General features: G+C 53.4%; 19 protein-coding genes. 6 read left to right on the top strand and 13 right to left on the bottom strand.

Going from position 1 to position 14,104, the window contains the following annotated elements; all coding sequences use genetic code 11:
• Positions 1-56: 56 nt before the first annotated feature.
• The 5 genes from yidC to AC6CHQ_RS13735 form a co-directional block, all read right to left on the bottom strand.
• The gene (gene yidC / locus AC6CHQ_RS13755; protein ID WP_407640882.1) at positions 57-809 is read right to left on the bottom strand and encodes a membrane protein insertase YidC; all 753 of its coding nucleotides are present in this window, start codon (positions 807-809) and stop codon (positions 57-59) included.
• Positions 810-886: 77 nt separating this feature from the next.
• On the bottom strand, positions 887-1,675 hold the full coding sequence (locus AC6CHQ_RS13750; RefSeq protein ID WP_251239466.1) for an AraC family transcriptional regulator: 789 nt from the start codon (positions 1,673-1,675) through the stop codon (positions 887-889).
• 25 nt (positions 1,676-1,700) lie between these two features.
• Complete coding sequence (locus AC6CHQ_RS13745) at positions 1,701-2,606, bottom strand: diacylglycerol/lipid kinase family protein (RefSeq protein WP_251239467.1); 906 nt, start codon at positions 2,604-2,606, stop codon at positions 1,701-1,703.
• A 121-nt stretch (positions 2,607-2,727) separates the two neighbouring features.
• Positions 2,728-3,174 (bottom strand): YbyB family protein, encoded by a 447-nt coding sequence (locus AC6CHQ_RS13740; RefSeq protein WP_251239468.1) that lies wholly within the window; start codon positions 3,172-3,174, stop codon positions 2,728-2,730.
• Positions 3,175-3,233: 59 nt separating this feature from the next.
• Positions 3,234-3,689: a GNAT family N-acetyltransferase gene (locus AC6CHQ_RS13735; RefSeq protein ID WP_498081831.1), complete on the bottom strand. Its 456-nt coding sequence runs from the start codon at positions 3,687-3,689 to the stop codon at positions 3,234-3,236.
• A gap of 109 nt (positions 3,690-3,798) precedes the next feature.
• Between AC6CHQ_RS13735 and AC6CHQ_RS13730 the strand changes: the two genes are divergently transcribed.
• The gene (locus AC6CHQ_RS13730) at positions 3,799-4,293 is read left to right on the top strand and encodes a GNAT family N-acetyltransferase (protein WP_251239470.1); all 495 of its coding nucleotides are present in this window, start codon (positions 3,799-3,801) and stop codon (positions 4,291-4,293) included.
• 124 nt (positions 4,294-4,417) lie between these two features.
• Here AC6CHQ_RS13730 and AC6CHQ_RS13725 read toward each other — a convergent pair whose 3' ends face one another.
• From AC6CHQ_RS13725 to AC6CHQ_RS13715, 3 genes are all read right to left on the bottom strand, one after another.
• A complete protein-coding gene (locus tag AC6CHQ_RS13725) occupies positions 4,418-4,909 on the bottom strand; it encodes a DUF4064 domain-containing protein (RefSeq protein ID WP_251239471.1) in 492 nt (163 codons plus the stop codon).
• Between the two features lie 345 nt (positions 4,910-5,254).
• Positions 5,255-5,539 (bottom strand): GNAT family N-acetyltransferase, encoded by a 285-nt coding sequence (locus AC6CHQ_RS13720; protein ID WP_251239472.1) that lies wholly within the window; start codon positions 5,537-5,539, stop codon positions 5,255-5,257.
• A 42-nt stretch (positions 5,540-5,581) separates the two neighbouring features.
• Positions 5,582-6,547 (bottom strand): ring-cleaving dioxygenase, encoded by a 966-nt coding sequence (locus AC6CHQ_RS13715; protein ID WP_251239473.1) that lies wholly within the window; start codon positions 6,545-6,547, stop codon positions 5,582-5,584.
• A gap of 130 nt (positions 6,548-6,677) precedes the next feature.
• On the opposite strand from AC6CHQ_RS13715, the gene AC6CHQ_RS13710 reads away from it, so the two are divergent.
• Positions 6,678-7,400 (top strand): DUF3784 domain-containing protein, encoded by a 723-nt coding sequence (locus AC6CHQ_RS13710; protein WP_498081830.1) that lies wholly within the window; start codon positions 6,678-6,680, stop codon positions 7,398-7,400.
• A gap of 186 nt (positions 7,401-7,586) precedes the next feature.
• Entirely contained in the window at positions 7,587-7,754 is a 168-nt protein-coding gene (locus AC6CHQ_RS13705; RefSeq protein ID WP_251239475.1) for a Fe3+ hydroxamate ABC transporter substrate-binding protein, read from the top strand.
• A gap of 150 nt (positions 7,755-7,904) precedes the next feature.
• Here the strand turns inward: AC6CHQ_RS13705 and AC6CHQ_RS13700 are convergent, their stop codons facing one another.
• The 3 genes from AC6CHQ_RS13700 to mntR all read right to left on the bottom strand — a co-directional run bounded on the left by AC6CHQ_RS13700 (position 7,905) and on the right by mntR (position 10,208).
• A complete protein-coding gene (locus AC6CHQ_RS13700; protein WP_498081829.1) occupies positions 7,905-8,822 on the bottom strand; it encodes a DUF1002 domain-containing protein in 918 nt (305 codons plus the stop codon).
• A 70-nt stretch (positions 8,823-8,892) separates the two neighbouring features.
• The gene (locus AC6CHQ_RS13695; protein ID WP_251239477.1) at positions 8,893-9,768 is read right to left on the bottom strand and encodes a CvfB family protein; all 876 of its coding nucleotides are present in this window, start codon (positions 9,766-9,768) and stop codon (positions 8,893-8,895) included.
• Positions 9,769-9,770: 2 nt separating this feature from the next.
• Positions 9,771-10,208 (bottom strand): transcriptional regulator MntR, encoded by a 438-nt coding sequence (gene mntR, locus AC6CHQ_RS13690; RefSeq protein ID WP_092055362.1) that lies wholly within the window; start codon positions 10,206-10,208, stop codon positions 9,771-9,773.
• A gap of 129 nt (positions 10,209-10,337) precedes the next feature.
• Here mntR and AC6CHQ_RS13685 point away from each other — a divergent pair, with 129 nt between their 5' ends.
• On the top strand, positions 10,338-10,493 hold the full coding sequence (locus tag AC6CHQ_RS13685; RefSeq protein WP_251239478.1) for a lmo0937 family membrane protein: 156 nt from the start codon (positions 10,338-10,340) through the stop codon (positions 10,491-10,493).
• 133 nt (positions 10,494-10,626) lie between these two features.
• Here AC6CHQ_RS13685 and AC6CHQ_RS13680 read toward each other — a convergent pair whose 3' ends face one another.
• The gene (locus AC6CHQ_RS13680) at positions 10,627-11,736 is read right to left on the bottom strand and encodes a GNAT family N-acetyltransferase (RefSeq protein ID WP_251239479.1); all 1,110 of its coding nucleotides are present in this window, start codon (positions 11,734-11,736) and stop codon (positions 10,627-10,629) included.
• Positions 11,737-12,076: 340 nt separating this feature from the next.
• Here AC6CHQ_RS13680 and AC6CHQ_RS13675 point away from each other — a divergent pair, with 340 nt between their 5' ends.
• Both AC6CHQ_RS13675 and AC6CHQ_RS13670 read left to right on the top strand, forming a co-directional pair.
• Positions 12,077-12,493 carry a universal stress protein gene (locus AC6CHQ_RS13675; protein WP_251239480.1) on the top strand — a complete coding sequence of 139 codons (417 nt, stop codon included), beginning with the start codon at positions 12,077-12,079 and terminating at the stop codon, positions 12,491-12,493.
• Positions 12,494-12,589: 96 nt separating this feature from the next.
• On the top strand, positions 12,590-13,606 hold the full coding sequence (locus AC6CHQ_RS13670) for a DmpA family aminopeptidase (protein ID WP_498081828.1): 1,017 nt from the start codon (positions 12,590-12,592) through the stop codon (positions 13,604-13,606).
• Positions 13,607-13,664: 58 nt separating this feature from the next.
• On the opposite strand, the gene AC6CHQ_RS13665 is transcribed toward AC6CHQ_RS13670, so the two are convergent.
• The gene (locus AC6CHQ_RS13665) at positions 13,665-14,039 is read right to left on the bottom strand and encodes a hypothetical protein (RefSeq protein ID WP_251239482.1); all 375 of its coding nucleotides are present in this window, start codon (positions 14,037-14,039) and stop codon (positions 13,665-13,667) included.
• Between the last annotated feature and the right edge of the window lie 65 nt (positions 14,040-14,104).

The raw sequence follows: 14,104 nt of genomic DNA, 5'->3' as shown, positions 1-14,104 counted from the left end.
CTCGTATGAGTCCCGGGCCACTGCCGTTTGTTCTGATAGCCGGATGGTTATCCGGTTTATTGCTCCACTGCCTTTTCCGGATTTTCATAGTAGAACTTCCGCCCGATATAGGTCTGGATCACAAGGATTGCACCGCTGACCGCCCAGTAGAGAGGCAGTGCGGACATCGCCGTGAAGGAGATGAACGTGATCATGATCGGGGACATGTAGATGAACATCTTCATCTGCTTTTGCTGCTGTTCAGGCATCGTCCAGAGAGAGACGCGTGCCTGCAGGAGATAGACGACCCCTGCAATCAGGGCCATGATCATGTCAGGAGAGCCGAGATTAAACCAGAGGAACTGGTGTGACTTGACGTCGTCCGAATACAGGATCGCGAAGTAGAGGCCCATGATGATCGGCATCTGGATGAGAACCGGCAGACAGCCCATGTTCAGCGGGTTGACGCCGTGCTTCTGGTAAAGTCCCATCATTTCCTGCTGGAGCTTCATCTGCTCGTCCTTGTCCTTTGTTTCCTTGATGCGCTTCTGGATATCTTCCATCTCAGGGCGGAGAGCATCCATCTTCACCTTCATCGCCTGCTGGGTTTTGTAGTTCTTCAGCATGAGCGGCATGAGGATCAGACGGATGATGACTGTAATGGCGATGATCGCCAGTCCGTAGTTGCCGTTGAAGAATGTCCCGAGAAATTCCAGGGACCAGTCCATCGGCCGGACGAATAGATTATAGAACGTGCCTTCCTTGTTCTCGATGCTGGAGCATCCGCCAAGGAGCAACGCTGCGGCTACCAGTGTAAGGATCAGCCCGATGCGCTTATTCAATCGATTCACCTACAACTTTTTTAGACTATAGAGTAGTATACACCACCCGTTGCAGGCTTTTCAATTTATGTTCGGGCCGCTTCTCCGCTTCCAGGCAAGACTGAGGAGAAGTAATCGATGTCTTTGCGCTCCCTGAACTGCTTCGGCGTCACATTTGTATACTTTTTGAACGTCCTCGTGAAGTAGCTCTGATTGCAGAAGCTGAAGCGGTCCGATACCTCTGCGATCTTCAAATCGGTGTTGCGGAGATAGAATTGGGATTCTTCTATTTTCCGCATGTTGATGTAGTCGATCAGCGTCAGGCCTGCGTGTTCGCGGAAGATTCGTGACAGATGGCTCGTGCTGATGCCGGCCCGCTTCGCAAGCTGCTCGACTGTAATCGGATCCTCGATCGAAGCATCGATGAACTGGATGATGTCGTTGACGACCGGATGCGAAAGTTCCGGCTTGTCCCGGCCCTCAAGGACGTGTATGAAGAATTCAACGAGGTCATTGGTCGTTTCTACGATGTCTTTTCTATCCGCTTTCCGGTCGACGATCCTCATCGCGGTAATGTTTGTCGCGACTGCCCATTCCGGGGAAAACTTCGGGACCATCAGGAATCGGGCAGTGAGCGCAGCGAAGATCACGTAGTAATTGGCGACGTCCTTCACCCACCGGTCCCCCGCGATATCCTTCACCATCGTGACAATCTGGTTTAGTCTGTCCTTCGCTCTGGCTCGGTCCCCTTCTGCCATCGCTTCCAGCAGATCTTTCTCAAGATGATAGAAATCTTCGCTTCGCTCATACGACTTCAGGACTTCCACACGGTCCATGAACAGATTCGTCATGTATTGCAGACCCGTTTCCCTCATCCTCCTGCACCTTTTCCACGCATGGTCATTCTCCTTCCGTTATTTCCGGAGCCAGTATATTCAGGTGACCGCGCAGGACCTCGATCGAGACCGGAGTCGTCCCGCGTTCGTCACCGTCAATGTTGCAGGCGATCGGCTCATCCGTTTCGATCTTTGCACGGGTTGTCCGGAGCGTTTCGACCGCTCCGTCCTCCTGCAGTTTTCCAAGTAGCAGTGCGGCGGACATTTTCAGGAGACTCGGCAGCTTCGTCTGTTTGATCACTGTCAGATGAAGCAGTCCGTCGTCAGTTTTGGCATCCGGGTTCATCTTCTCGAATCCGCCCGTCGAGTTCGTCAGGGCTGCCAGAACAAGTGACGCCTGCCCGGTCCATGTACCGCTGTCGTGGGTGATTGTGAACCGGTTCCCGTCGTCCGTTATCAGCTTCTGGAGGCCATGGGCCGCGTAGGCTAATGGGCCAAATTTCGTCTTTTCCTCGACCGGCACATCCATTACCCCTTCAGCCAGGCTTCCGACCGCCAGGATGTTCATAAAGTAGTGGTCACCGGCCAGGCCGATATCCGTCGGCCTCCCGACAAAATCCGGCAGTCCGCGTATGGCTTCCTCGGGGTCAAGCGGAATGGAAAGGGCACGCGCAAAATCGTTCACCGTACCAAGCGGGATAAAGGCAAAGTCCGGCCGTCTCTCTTCTCCTGCCAGGCCATTAACGGCTTCATTAACCGTGCCGTCGCCGCCCATCGCGACAACAAGGGGACATCCCGCCCTCGCAGCGTCGCGTGCGAAGTCAGATGCATCCCCCTGCTTCTCCGTGGCACGGACGGTGACTGAGTAGCCTATTTCCTCCAGTACCTCTATACAGAGTTCCCGGTATGATTCCGCCTCTTCCTTCCCCGAGGAAGGATTCAGGATAAACACCGCCTCCTGTTTCTCCATAGCGCACGTCCTTCCGGATTTCTTATGTACTAATTCTATACCCTTCAGCATTCGTTTTTCACACATTTATGCAAAAAAGATGCCCATCCTGTCATGGATGGGCATCTTAGCCGCTCTAATTTTACAACTTATCCGTATTGATGCGGTTTTCCGTCGTGACGGCATCCGTATCTTCGTTAAGCTGTTCTGCTGTATCGTCATTGCTTCCGAGGCTGGCTTTTTGCTGGCCTGCCGGCTCACCGGTTTCTTTTTTGTGATAGAGTCCGTCCTCATCAGGATTCTTTTTCTTGTTCTTCTTGTCCTCTACTTCCTGGTTGTAGTAGTGGACACTAGTCTGGGCACCTTCCGCCACCATGTCATTGTCCTGGAAGTCATACGGATCGGAATGGCCCGCTTTCGTATCCTCGTAGTTACGGTTCACCTTCTGGGATTCCATGAAGGAATCCACTTTCGTCTTCACGTTATTGAAGGCGACCATCGCCTTGTCGCGGTTCTCCTTTTTGCTGAAATACGCATAGGCTCCTGCCGCGAGACCAGCCAGTAAGAGATTCTTATTTTTGCCTGCCATATCCATCATCCTCCAGTTCGATTTCAGTCGTGATTGGCTTCATAGTGCAGTATACCCCCTCACTCCCCGGCGGAAACCAATAGCAGCATATCCACATGGGGAATCCCGTCTTCATCATATGGCTCGGAAACCGTACGGAATCCGCATGACGCATAGAAGTCTTCCAGATGAAGCTGGGCCGATAAGTGTACAGGGACCTCGCCATAACGCGCCGTTACGACCTGCTTTGCCTTTTCGACAAGTTCGCGGGCAATCCCTTTTCCCCGGTGGGATTTCCTGACGATCACCCGGCCGATTGCCGGATGCTCATGCACGGCTCCCGATTTGAGCACCCTCGCATAAGCCGTGATCGTATCCCCCTCCATGCCGATCAGATGGAGGGCATCCCGGTCGTTTCCATCGATTTCCGGGTAGGGGCAAGCCTGCTCCACTACAAACACGTCGACCCTAAGCCTGAGAATTTCATATAGCTCGTCCACCGTCAGTTCCGAAAAGCTTTTGACACTCCAGTTCATAGTCCCACTTCTTTCATTTCATTTTGATTACATTATTCCACAATGTATATCGGAAGTCTGATTTATTTGTTATAGTTGATGGAAATCATTTGGCGAGGTGACCTTTTCCATGATCCGTTTGATGACACGACATGATATCGAGACCGTCCGGCAGATTGCGGCGGTCAGTTACGATGACACGTATGAAGGCATCCTCCCGGAAGAGGTACAGGAGTCCTTCCTCACACGCGCCTATGCTGCACCGATGATGATGAAACGGCTGGAAAAGACCACGATGCTGATCGCGGAGCATGAAGGCCGGCCGGTCGGATTTGCCAACTTCACCCGTGTGGATGAAGACGGCGATGCAGAATTGACCGATATGTACCTGCTCCCGGATTATCAGGGAATGGGCCTTGGCTCGGCACTGCTCGAAGCCGGCATCTCTTCACTGGAAGACGGCCGCCAACTGTTCGTCTACGTCGACTGCCTGAATGAAGGCGCCCGCGCATTTTACGAAAAGCAAGGTTTCGAGCTTCTTGAAGAATTCGACGAGCTGTTCGAAGGCTATCCGACAGTCACAGCCCAATATGTCTATTATCTCAAAGCACCCGCTCTCGTATGAGCCGGGGCTTTTTTTTTTGCACATATGATTATTTCTTTTATTCCTATTTATATCAGGCACTGATTCTCCATTAACACTCTCACATAAATAGGAAAAGCCCTGGCACAGGCCGGGGCTATTTCGGTCAAAGCGGACGCATTGTGTCGTTTCCATAGACCGATTCCTCTTCTACAGGCGGCTTGCGCACGAAGCACATGATACCGGCGATGTAGAGCAGGATGGAAGTCAGGGAAATGATTCCGGCAAGGACGCCGGCGACGATGAATAGAATTCCGCTCAGTTTGGAGTTCTTATTAAGATTGATGAGTGCAATCACGATCAGGATCGAGCTGATGACCAGTGCAGCGATGAAGAACCAGCCGAAGCTGACTATCCAGTCCATTCCCATATACATCATGTCCACAATGGCCTGCGCATCCGACTCGGTAAGCGTCGGATCATTCCAGATTTCCGCTTCGAATTCCTGCTGGAATTGCGGATCGTTCGTCAGCGACTTCATCAGGCTGTTCACAACGAGTGTCATAATCACACCGAGGATGTTAAAGACCAGGCTGACGATTCCGAGGACGCGTTCCCCGGTCCGTTTAAAAGGACGGTTAAAGGAGTTCTGTTCCATTTGGCGACACCTCTTTTGATTTTCTTTTATTCTACCTTTCTTCTTACGGATGAAACTACGCACGGTTTCAACTTTTTTAAAAGGATATAAAATGGAAGGTTTACCCACCTATTTCATGGGGTACTTTCATAGCAACACACATTTAAAAAGGGGGAGACGAACCCATGGAAAAGAAACTCATCTTTAGTCAGTCCGATGCGATGTATGCCATTGCCGGATCGTCTGTTCTCACGGCAATTCTGATTTTCTTCACATTCTGAAGGAGGACTTTATGACGATCAGCCACTATCAAACATAAAAGCAATCCGCCCGGTCAAATCGGAACGGATTGCTTTTTTCGTGTGTTTATTTGGCTTTTACATCTTCATATTCATCGTAGCGGTCAAATGCGGTTACGACATAAGAGCAGACCGCTTCCATCTTATAATTGTTTTCACGCGCATAGTCGGCCGCACGGTCAAGCAACTTTTTCGCTACGCCGCCTCCGCGGAGCGACGGGTCGACGAATGTATGGTCCATGACCATTACATCCCCCATCTTCGTCCAAGTGATCTCCGCATCTCTCTTGCCATTTTCCTCATGCACGAATGCAAACGCATCGCTGCCCAGCTCTTTCAGTTCAAACTCCATGATCCAACTCCCCTTTCCCCATTTGTGTACCCAAAACGGCGATCAGTCAAGCTCCAACGGACTGAGTGACGCCTCGATTTCCTGTCGGCGCGGCTCAAGGAAAGGCGGAAGTGCCAGCGTCTTGCCAAGCGAGTCCATCGGCTCATCCGAGTCAAAGCCGGGCTCGTCCGTTGCAAGTTCGAACAAAATACCATTCGGTTCACGGAAATAGATCGACCGGAAATAATACCGGTCCACCTTGCCGCTCGTCTGGAAACCTGCCCGTTCAAGGTGCTCAAGCCACCTGTCATAATCCTCGAAAGTCGAAACACGGAAGGCGACGTGATGAACGCTTCCCCTGCCCGGCCTCTCCGGAGGCAGGTCGGGACGAGTCTCGAGGTGCACTTCCGCACCTGCTCCGCCCTCACCGGTTTCGTAGACGATAAAGTCCGGCATGCCGGGCACATCAGACGGGTAGGTCCCCGCCTTCCTGAAATTCAGCACTTCAGTCAGAACCGTTTCCGTCCGTTCCGGGTGACGTACCGTCAATTTTACAGGACCGAGCCCGACAATCGCAAATTCTTCAGGAATATCAGATTTCTTCCAAGGAAGCCCGTATGGAACGCCCGAGCCGTCATCTGCAATGAGCATCAGCCTTGAACCTTCATGATCGGTGAAGGCCAGCGTTTTCCGGCCGTTGCGCTCCCGGATCTCTTCGTGGTCCACACCCAATTCATCAAACCGCCCGATCCAGAACGCAAGCGCTTCTTCAGACTTGACCCGAAAACCGGTGCTGCTGATGGAAGAAACGCCAGGATAGGTGCGGCCCGCCATCGGGATTTCAAAATACGTCATATCCGTTCCCGGCGTGCCGACCGCATCGGCATAAAACAGGTGGTACATCGAGGTGCTGTCCTGATTGACCGTCTTCTTGACGAGCCGCATTCCGAGTACCCTGGTGAAAAAGTCGTGGTTTTTTGCTCCGCTGGCCGTGATGGCCGAGACATGGTGAATTCCTCCGAGTTGCATGTCATTCGCTCCTTTTTATCTTGACTTCAAGATACTTTCCTTAATCATATACTCCCACTCGCGCTTTTGCAATCTCCAGGCATCCCCACTACACTTGAAAGACGATACCCGTTTGGAAAGGAAAAAAATCATGTCACTCATCTTTTGGACCCAGGTGTTCCTGGTTGCCCTGTTTGCACTGTTTGCCTACATCATCCTGAAACGCCGCTCCTATATGTTTATTTCCGGATTCGCCACACGCTCCAAAGAAGAGCAACAGCAACTGATTGAAAACGGCTATCCTCAAGGCGTCGGCCGGATGTTTCTCATCATCGCAGCGGGGCTGATGATCCTCATGCCACTCGGCCTTACCGGTTTCCGCTACACATTTGAAGTGCAGATGGCCTTTATGATGCTCGTGCTGTTCGGGGGGCTGATTATCTTGTCGCGCCGCGAAGTCCCGCATAAGAGGAAGCGCTCCCTTCTCATCTCGGTGATCATGGCGGTCGTCGTAATCGGCGGTGTTTCGGCACTGCTCATGATCGGCGCAAAGCAGCCCGATTTCACATTTGGCAAGTCCGCTGTGGAGATTTCCGGCATGTACGGCGAAAAAATCCCCTACCGGGATATCCACTCCGTGGAAATGCTCGACACGATGCCACCTGTCGTCTTAAAGGAGAACGGCTTCGGCTTTGCCGATTATGCCAAGGGCCGATTCTCCGTCGAAGGCCATGGATCTTCCCTGCTTTTCGTCGATATGAAGCAGGCGCCCATTTTGCTGATTAAGACAACCGGCCGGCCGGTGTTCATTACGGGCGGCAGTGCGGAAGAAACCGAGTCATGGTACAGGGAGCTGGGCCAGCGGATCCGATAACGGCCGGATTGCGGAACGCCGGATAATTTCTCGGGAGGGATTCGTCACTCGAGAAGGGCGAATCGTCACTTTCGTCGCGATTCTTGCCTCTTTAAAAGCAAGGCTCATTGGCATTTAGCATTTAAAGAAACTTTTATGAAACTTATTCGTAATAAGAGTATAAATAATCTATTAGTGGTGATATAAATGTTTAGAGAAGAGCCTAAGTGTACAAAATGTGGTAAGGAAATCAAGGGTGACGAGGTTGTTCTTATAAAAATGCGTTATCCAAAGCGTAAAGGTATGACTGAAATAAAAGCGTATTTAAAAAATGAAGGAAGTTTCATATGTGAAGATTGCTTCCATCAAAATTGAACTAATTTGGTGAACTGCTCCTATTTAAAACTGAATGGGAAACTCAAAGTAAAAAGAGTTTCCCGTTTTTATATTTAAAAACAACATTAAACATTAACAGAGCCAAAAACAAAAACGGATGCCGGCAAATTGCCGGGCATCCGTTTTCCGTTAGTTGGCGCTGAACAGCGAGCGGACCGAGTCAATCAGGCTGTTGAAGAAGTCTTTGACTTTCTGCCAGAAACCTTCGTCATTCACCGTCTCGCGAATCTTGTCGCCGTATTTGTCATTGAAATCCTGTGCAAACTGTCCGAGCTGATCTGACCATTGGCCAAAATCGATATCAAGCTGGCGGATGCGGTCCATCAGATCAATGAGCAGCTGGCGGTCTTCGGGGCTCAGCTCGATCTGGAGCTTGTCGAGCTGCTCGGAAACGATGCGTTCGACATCTTCCTTTGTCGCCGGATTCTGCTCGGCGATCTGCTGCTTCAGCTCGGTGAGGAGCTCCGTTACCTTCTGTTCATCGACGCCCGACTTTTCGGCGAGCTCTGTCGCCACGGTCAGCTCGTCGTTTGCAACATCGGTCCGCTCCGCATCGAGCGTGCCGCCGCTTGCCTCATAGGCCTTGTAAATCCCCGCAAGCGCCGAATGGCCGGTAACCGGCTTCGGTGCGGCTACATCCACGTCAGCATCTTCAATTCCAGCTGTCAGCATTGCGTTCGCATACATGTCGGACGTGACCTGAGTGATATTGTCCGGCGTGACAATCTGGATGATCAGGCCGCTGCCCGGCTCGGTCACGGTGATTTTCGCGGATGAATACATCCGTGCCCGCGGATTGGAGCCCTCAATATACTTTCCGAGGTCCTGTCCGGAAACAGTGATTTCCTCGACTTCCGCTTCCTCTGCCACCTTCAGGCTAGACTTGACGCTTTCCTTCTGGTCGGCGGTCAGGTCTGCACCGTATACGACAATCGGAATCCCGAGCCGCTCATCGACCGCAGGCGCAGCAGATACAGCCGGGCCCGCCACCAGCGAAAGGATTATTGCTATGATTGCGGGCAATGCCCATCTTTTCTTCTTGATCATGAGGTTTTCCCCTTTCCAGAATACAAAAGCAACTCCCTACCCATATAACGGGCAGGGAGGGTAAAAAGTTTCATGAATCCCGCTGGACGTCCTTCAAATAAGTCCAGCCGTCTTCCTGTACGATTTTCCGTTCTTTCAGAAGCTTCCCGAGAGCCCGCTTGAACGAGGCCTTGCTCATATCGAACATCTCTTCGATTTCCTCCGGTGTGGACTTGTCGGTGAACGGCATTTTGCCGCCTGCTCCGTTCAGGTATCGAAGGACGGTTTCCGCATCATCCCCGATCCGCTCTTCCTTCCGGGGCAGAAGGGATCCGTTAAGCGAGCCGTCATCCCGGATGCCGATGACGCGCACTTCGACTTCCTGTCCGAGTCTGGGCTCAAACTTCATCTCGCTGTGATGGACGAAGATCCTGTATTTCTGCGGCTCGCTCAGCATGAATGCCCCGACCGGCAGCAGACGGTATGCCCTCGCCTTCAGATTCTTGTTGAAGAGGGAAGCGGGTGCGTCCACATATTCTTCTTTGATGCGCTCTTCGGTAATGAGCCGGCCGAACAGATTGCCCCCTTTATCCGTACGGAGCGTCATGTAGAGGCAGTCGCCCGGCTCCGGCCAGAGTTCCTTGAGCTGCGGCATGTCTTTCGGGTTCACGATGACCTCGACGGATGAGCCGATGTCTGTCCGGATGCCATCGCGCCCATCTATATCGATCACTTCAGCCCAGCCGTACGAACCGGCCTCTATGCGGGGCAGCCTGCTCGTCGCAACGAGGTTGCCGCGGCGGTCCGGGTGGAGAAAAACTTTCAGCCGGTCTCCTTCATTCAGGTCTTCCGGTGCTTCCGACGCATTCATGTTGAAATCCTGTCCGTCGCAGGACAGGACCCAGCGGGAACCTTCCCGCCTTTCCGCGAGCGCCTCGATGATTCGCCCGGATTCGGCCTTTGTCATAGTTATCTCTCCCTTTCTTCATCTGCACGGTCCGCGGCTCGGTTTCGCTCCAGCTGATCCAGCGTCGCAGGGTTGGCCTCGAGGACACGCACAAGATCGGTGATGCGGTCAATCGCGTCCCAGCTCAGGTGATGCTCGATCCCTTCGACATCGTTGTAGACATGCTTTTCGTCTACGCCGATCAGCCGGAGAAACCGTTCGAGCAGCTCATGGCGCCCGGCCAGCTTCCGGCCAAATACTTCACCCTTTGAAGTTAATATTAACCCTTTATAGCGTTCATAAACTAAATAGCCTTCCCGGTCAAGCTTCCTCGCCATCTTCGTCACGGATGACGGAAGGACTTCCAGCGCCTCTGCGATGTCGGAAACACGCGCTTCCCCGGTTGCCGCCGACTTCAGCCAGATCTGCTCCAGATAGTCTTCCATGCTCGGCGTCGCCATATCAGATCCGCCCCTTCCATTGCCTGTCCGTCCATTATAGCACGGACGCCACGGTGCCCGGGCCGGTTTATCCGTGCCGTGCGAGGGGTAGGATTTGATTAACAGACAAGACGGAAAGCGGGTGACCTCATGGGCAAAATCGTTTGGTGGATCATCCTGATCCTGATCGCCTTCTGGCTGATCGGCTTCCTGCTCGATATTTTCGGCGGGCTGATCCATATTATCCTCATTATTGCCGGCATCATTTTCATCTTCCAGCTGATCACCGGCAGGAATAAACATTGAATAAAGGGATGCCGCACACACATGGCGGCATCCCTTTATGTTTAAGTCTGAGGGTTTGCTTGTCATTCGCGAAAATCCCGGTGCTGCTCCGACAGAACCGGCGGCCTTCATTCAGGGGCTGCCAGCTAATGCACTAGTTCACTTTTGCATAAACATTGGTGTCGCGGAGACTGCCGTCTGATGCGACAGCGTCGTTTTTCAGGACACCTTCAAGCCCGAAGCCAAGCTTTTCCGGGATGGCACGGCTCTTTTCATTTTTCGTGTCGCACCTGATCTCGACGCGTCTCGCCCCTAGCGTTTCCACGGCGAACTGTGTGATCCGCTCAACGGCTTCCGTGATGTAGCCGTGGCCCGTATAGCGAGTATCGATCCAGTAGCCGATCTCGAATTTCGGGACGTCCCAGTTGATCCGGTGCAGGCCGGAAGAACCGATAAACGCGCCGTCTTCCAAACGGTAAAGATGCAGCCTCAGATCTTTCCGTGTGATAAAGTCGGCCACCGCTCCCCTCAGACTGTCTTCCACGCCTTCGAGTGTCGGCTTGTCCTTGGCAAACGGGAGCCATTCCTTCAGCTCCGGATGGGAATAGGTGAGCGCATCATATACATCGGCGGCATCCTCCAGGCGCGGCGCACGTATCAGGAGCCGCTCCGACCGGAACTCATCCGGGAAACTTGGCGGACGTCCCTGGTGATCGGATGCCGCAGCAATTTCCCGGTCGTTCCATTCCACAGGGGTTGTCATGCCGCTCTCAAAGTCCTCCCGCGTGATGCCATAGGTTACAGCATCATAGTAAGAATCTTCTTTCGGGGAGTACCAAGATCTCCGGAGATGGCCTTCCTTCACAAAGCCCGCCCGCTCAAACGTTTTCCGCATTGCGGCGTTGTCCTGGCGGGTATGGCCTTCCAGCCGGATCTTCTTATCCGGCAGGCTGAACACATAGTCACAGATGAGGCGCAGCGCCCTTGGCCCGAAGCCCCTGCCCCGCGCCCGCTCCGCGATTCTCAGATCGAACATCGGAATCTCGTCCTGCATGTCATACAGCTTGACGATGCCGACCTTTTCCCTGTCATCCGTTTCCACCCAAAAGGTTTTTACCTCATCGGATTCATAGCCGCCATCGTCGATCGCCTTCTCGATCATCTTCCGCGCGGGATGCGGGATGCCGTGGTACGGCCAGCTGTTTTCCGTCATGAAGTGGATGAGCTCTTCTTGTTCCTGCATCGTCCATTCCGTCAGTTTCATGCGTGTCCCCCCTGCCGCGCACTGCTCCCGGATTTGCAGGAGGCAGAGCGGCAATTTTATGTCCTAATGAAAACATAATCGTTTTTCTCAATTTACACAACGTTTTCCGGCTTTACTGATGCTCTAAAGGCGCAACGCCCCCTTTATATGGGCTGTTACAGGAACCAAGGTCAAGCATAACGTTGATTGATTGTTTTTTCTTTTGGTGCAAAAGGTTTTTCAGCGGCGTGGAGGGAATATAGTATTAATATAGAGAACGTTTCCCCTCGTCCGGATAACCGGACGACGGCGGGCGGCTCGCAGCCGTCCATTCCGGAAACCGAAGGAGGATACCGGACTCATGTACGAGAAAATCATTATTGCCGTGGATGGCTCCGCCCATTCCAGACGCGCGGCCAAGCACGGCGCCACCATTGCGCAGGCCACCGGTGCAGCGGCCGACCTGCTTTACGTGGTCGACCATGACCGCTCCCGTCCGCAGGAACTCGAAAACGTCACAAAGGAAGAATTGGAAACGCGCATCCGCGACCAGCTGTCCGAGGTTTTCGCCATTTTCAGTGACAGGGGGATCCGGCCCGGACTTCAGATCGAGTTCGGTGAACCCGGCCCTGCAATCGTCAAATTCATTAATTCGGCCGGCTACGACCTGGCCATTGTCGGCAGCCGCGGTCTGAACGCTTTCCAGGAGATGGTGCTCGGCAGTGTCAGCCATAAAGTCGCCAAGCGCGCCGAATGCCCCGTCCTGCTTGTGAAGTGAACCGTTCCCAAAAGGGGGACGGTTTTTTTATGCGCCCATTTTTAATTGAACTTTGAGATAATGGGAGGCAGATCAGGCTCGCAAGGGGGAAAAGCAATGAGAAAAGGAAAGTGGAATGCCATCACGGATGTCGCAGGAGTGTCGGTCGGCCATGTCACGCTTGACCGGCCCGGGGATGGGGACGATTATTTCTGCACAGGGGTGACGGCGATCCTGCCGCACAGGGGCAACTGGTTCGAGGAAAAGCCCGCCGCTGCCTCATTTGTCCTGAATGGTTTCGGAAAGACAGCGGGGCTTGTCCAGGTTGAGGAATTGGGCGTGCTTGAATCGCCAATCATGCTGACAAACACATTCAGCGTCGGTGCGGTGCTGGAGGGTACGCTCCAATACATGCTCGATGAGAATCCGGCAATCGGGGACTCCACCAGCTCGCTCAATGTCGTCGTCGGCGAGTGCAATGACAGTTACCTGAACTCGATGCGCAAAATGGCCGTGCGGCCGGAAGACGCCGTCCGGGCGATTCAAGAAGCTTCCGGCGGGGAACTGGCACAGGGCGCGATTGGCGCCGGCAAGGGCATGATCTGCTACGGCGCGAAAGGCGGCATCGGCAGTTCATCACGGATCGTCGAGGCCGGCAACCGGTCATTTACCGTCGGCACGCTCGTCCTCACCAACTTCGGCCGCGGCCATGAATGCCGTTTTTCGGGCTGGGTATCGCCGGAAGAACCGGCTCCCGAAACACCGGTTGCCGAAGAGGAAAAGCGCCCGGACGGTTCGGTCATCATCGTCGTCGCGACCGATGCTCCTTTGGACGCCCGCCAGCTAAAACGCATCGCCAGGCGCGCCGCAATCGGACTTGGCCGGACAGGCACCCACATCCATAACGGGAGCGGCGACATCATCATCGCCTTCTCGAACGGGCTGCTGACACGGCACGGTGGCGAAGACATGACCGTCACCAGGGAAATCACCAAGGACGACCACCCGGTCATGAACGACCTGTTCGAAGCGGCCATCGTCTCGACGGAAGAAGCCATCCTGCAGTCGCTCCTGCACGCGGAGACGACGACCGGCAGAAAAGGAAGGCTTGTCAGGAAAGCGGAATTCCGGTGAGTTGGCACCTAAGGAAAAAGAGAACTTCCAGATTTGCGGAAGTTCTCTTTTCTTCGCCTCAGAAACCGGTCACTCTGTCAAACGGCCGCTGTTCGCCGTTTACCCTGACTTCGATCGTGTCTTGTTTGGCGTCTGTCTTCAGTTCGTAAACGTGGGTGTCTGCAGCCGCGTCCTGAGTCCTTGCGGTTTCTTCCAGCTTGATGATGACCCTATTGTCTTTGATTTCGTAGTCTGCCGCCACAGCCTGCTCGGATTGGAAGACGATGTAGGACTTGTCTTTCGAATTAAGCATCTGAAGGGACAAGGCGGGATCAACCTGTTCCCATGCTTTACCCGGCATCTGATTGACTTCACTGAAACTCGTGACTTCCGGATCGCTGCAGCCTGCCAGGAGCCCCGCGACAATGATCGCACCAACTATAAACCTTCTCACTTTCTTCCCCTCTCTCCGGATGATCGGTCCGCTTATTTCAAGGCAGACTGCCATATTTCATTTCG

This window comes from Bhargavaea sp. GQ12, from assembly GCF_059758705.1.
The sequence above is the reverse complement of the archived record's forward strand: the minus strand, read 5'-3'. Positions and strand labels throughout refer to the sequence as shown.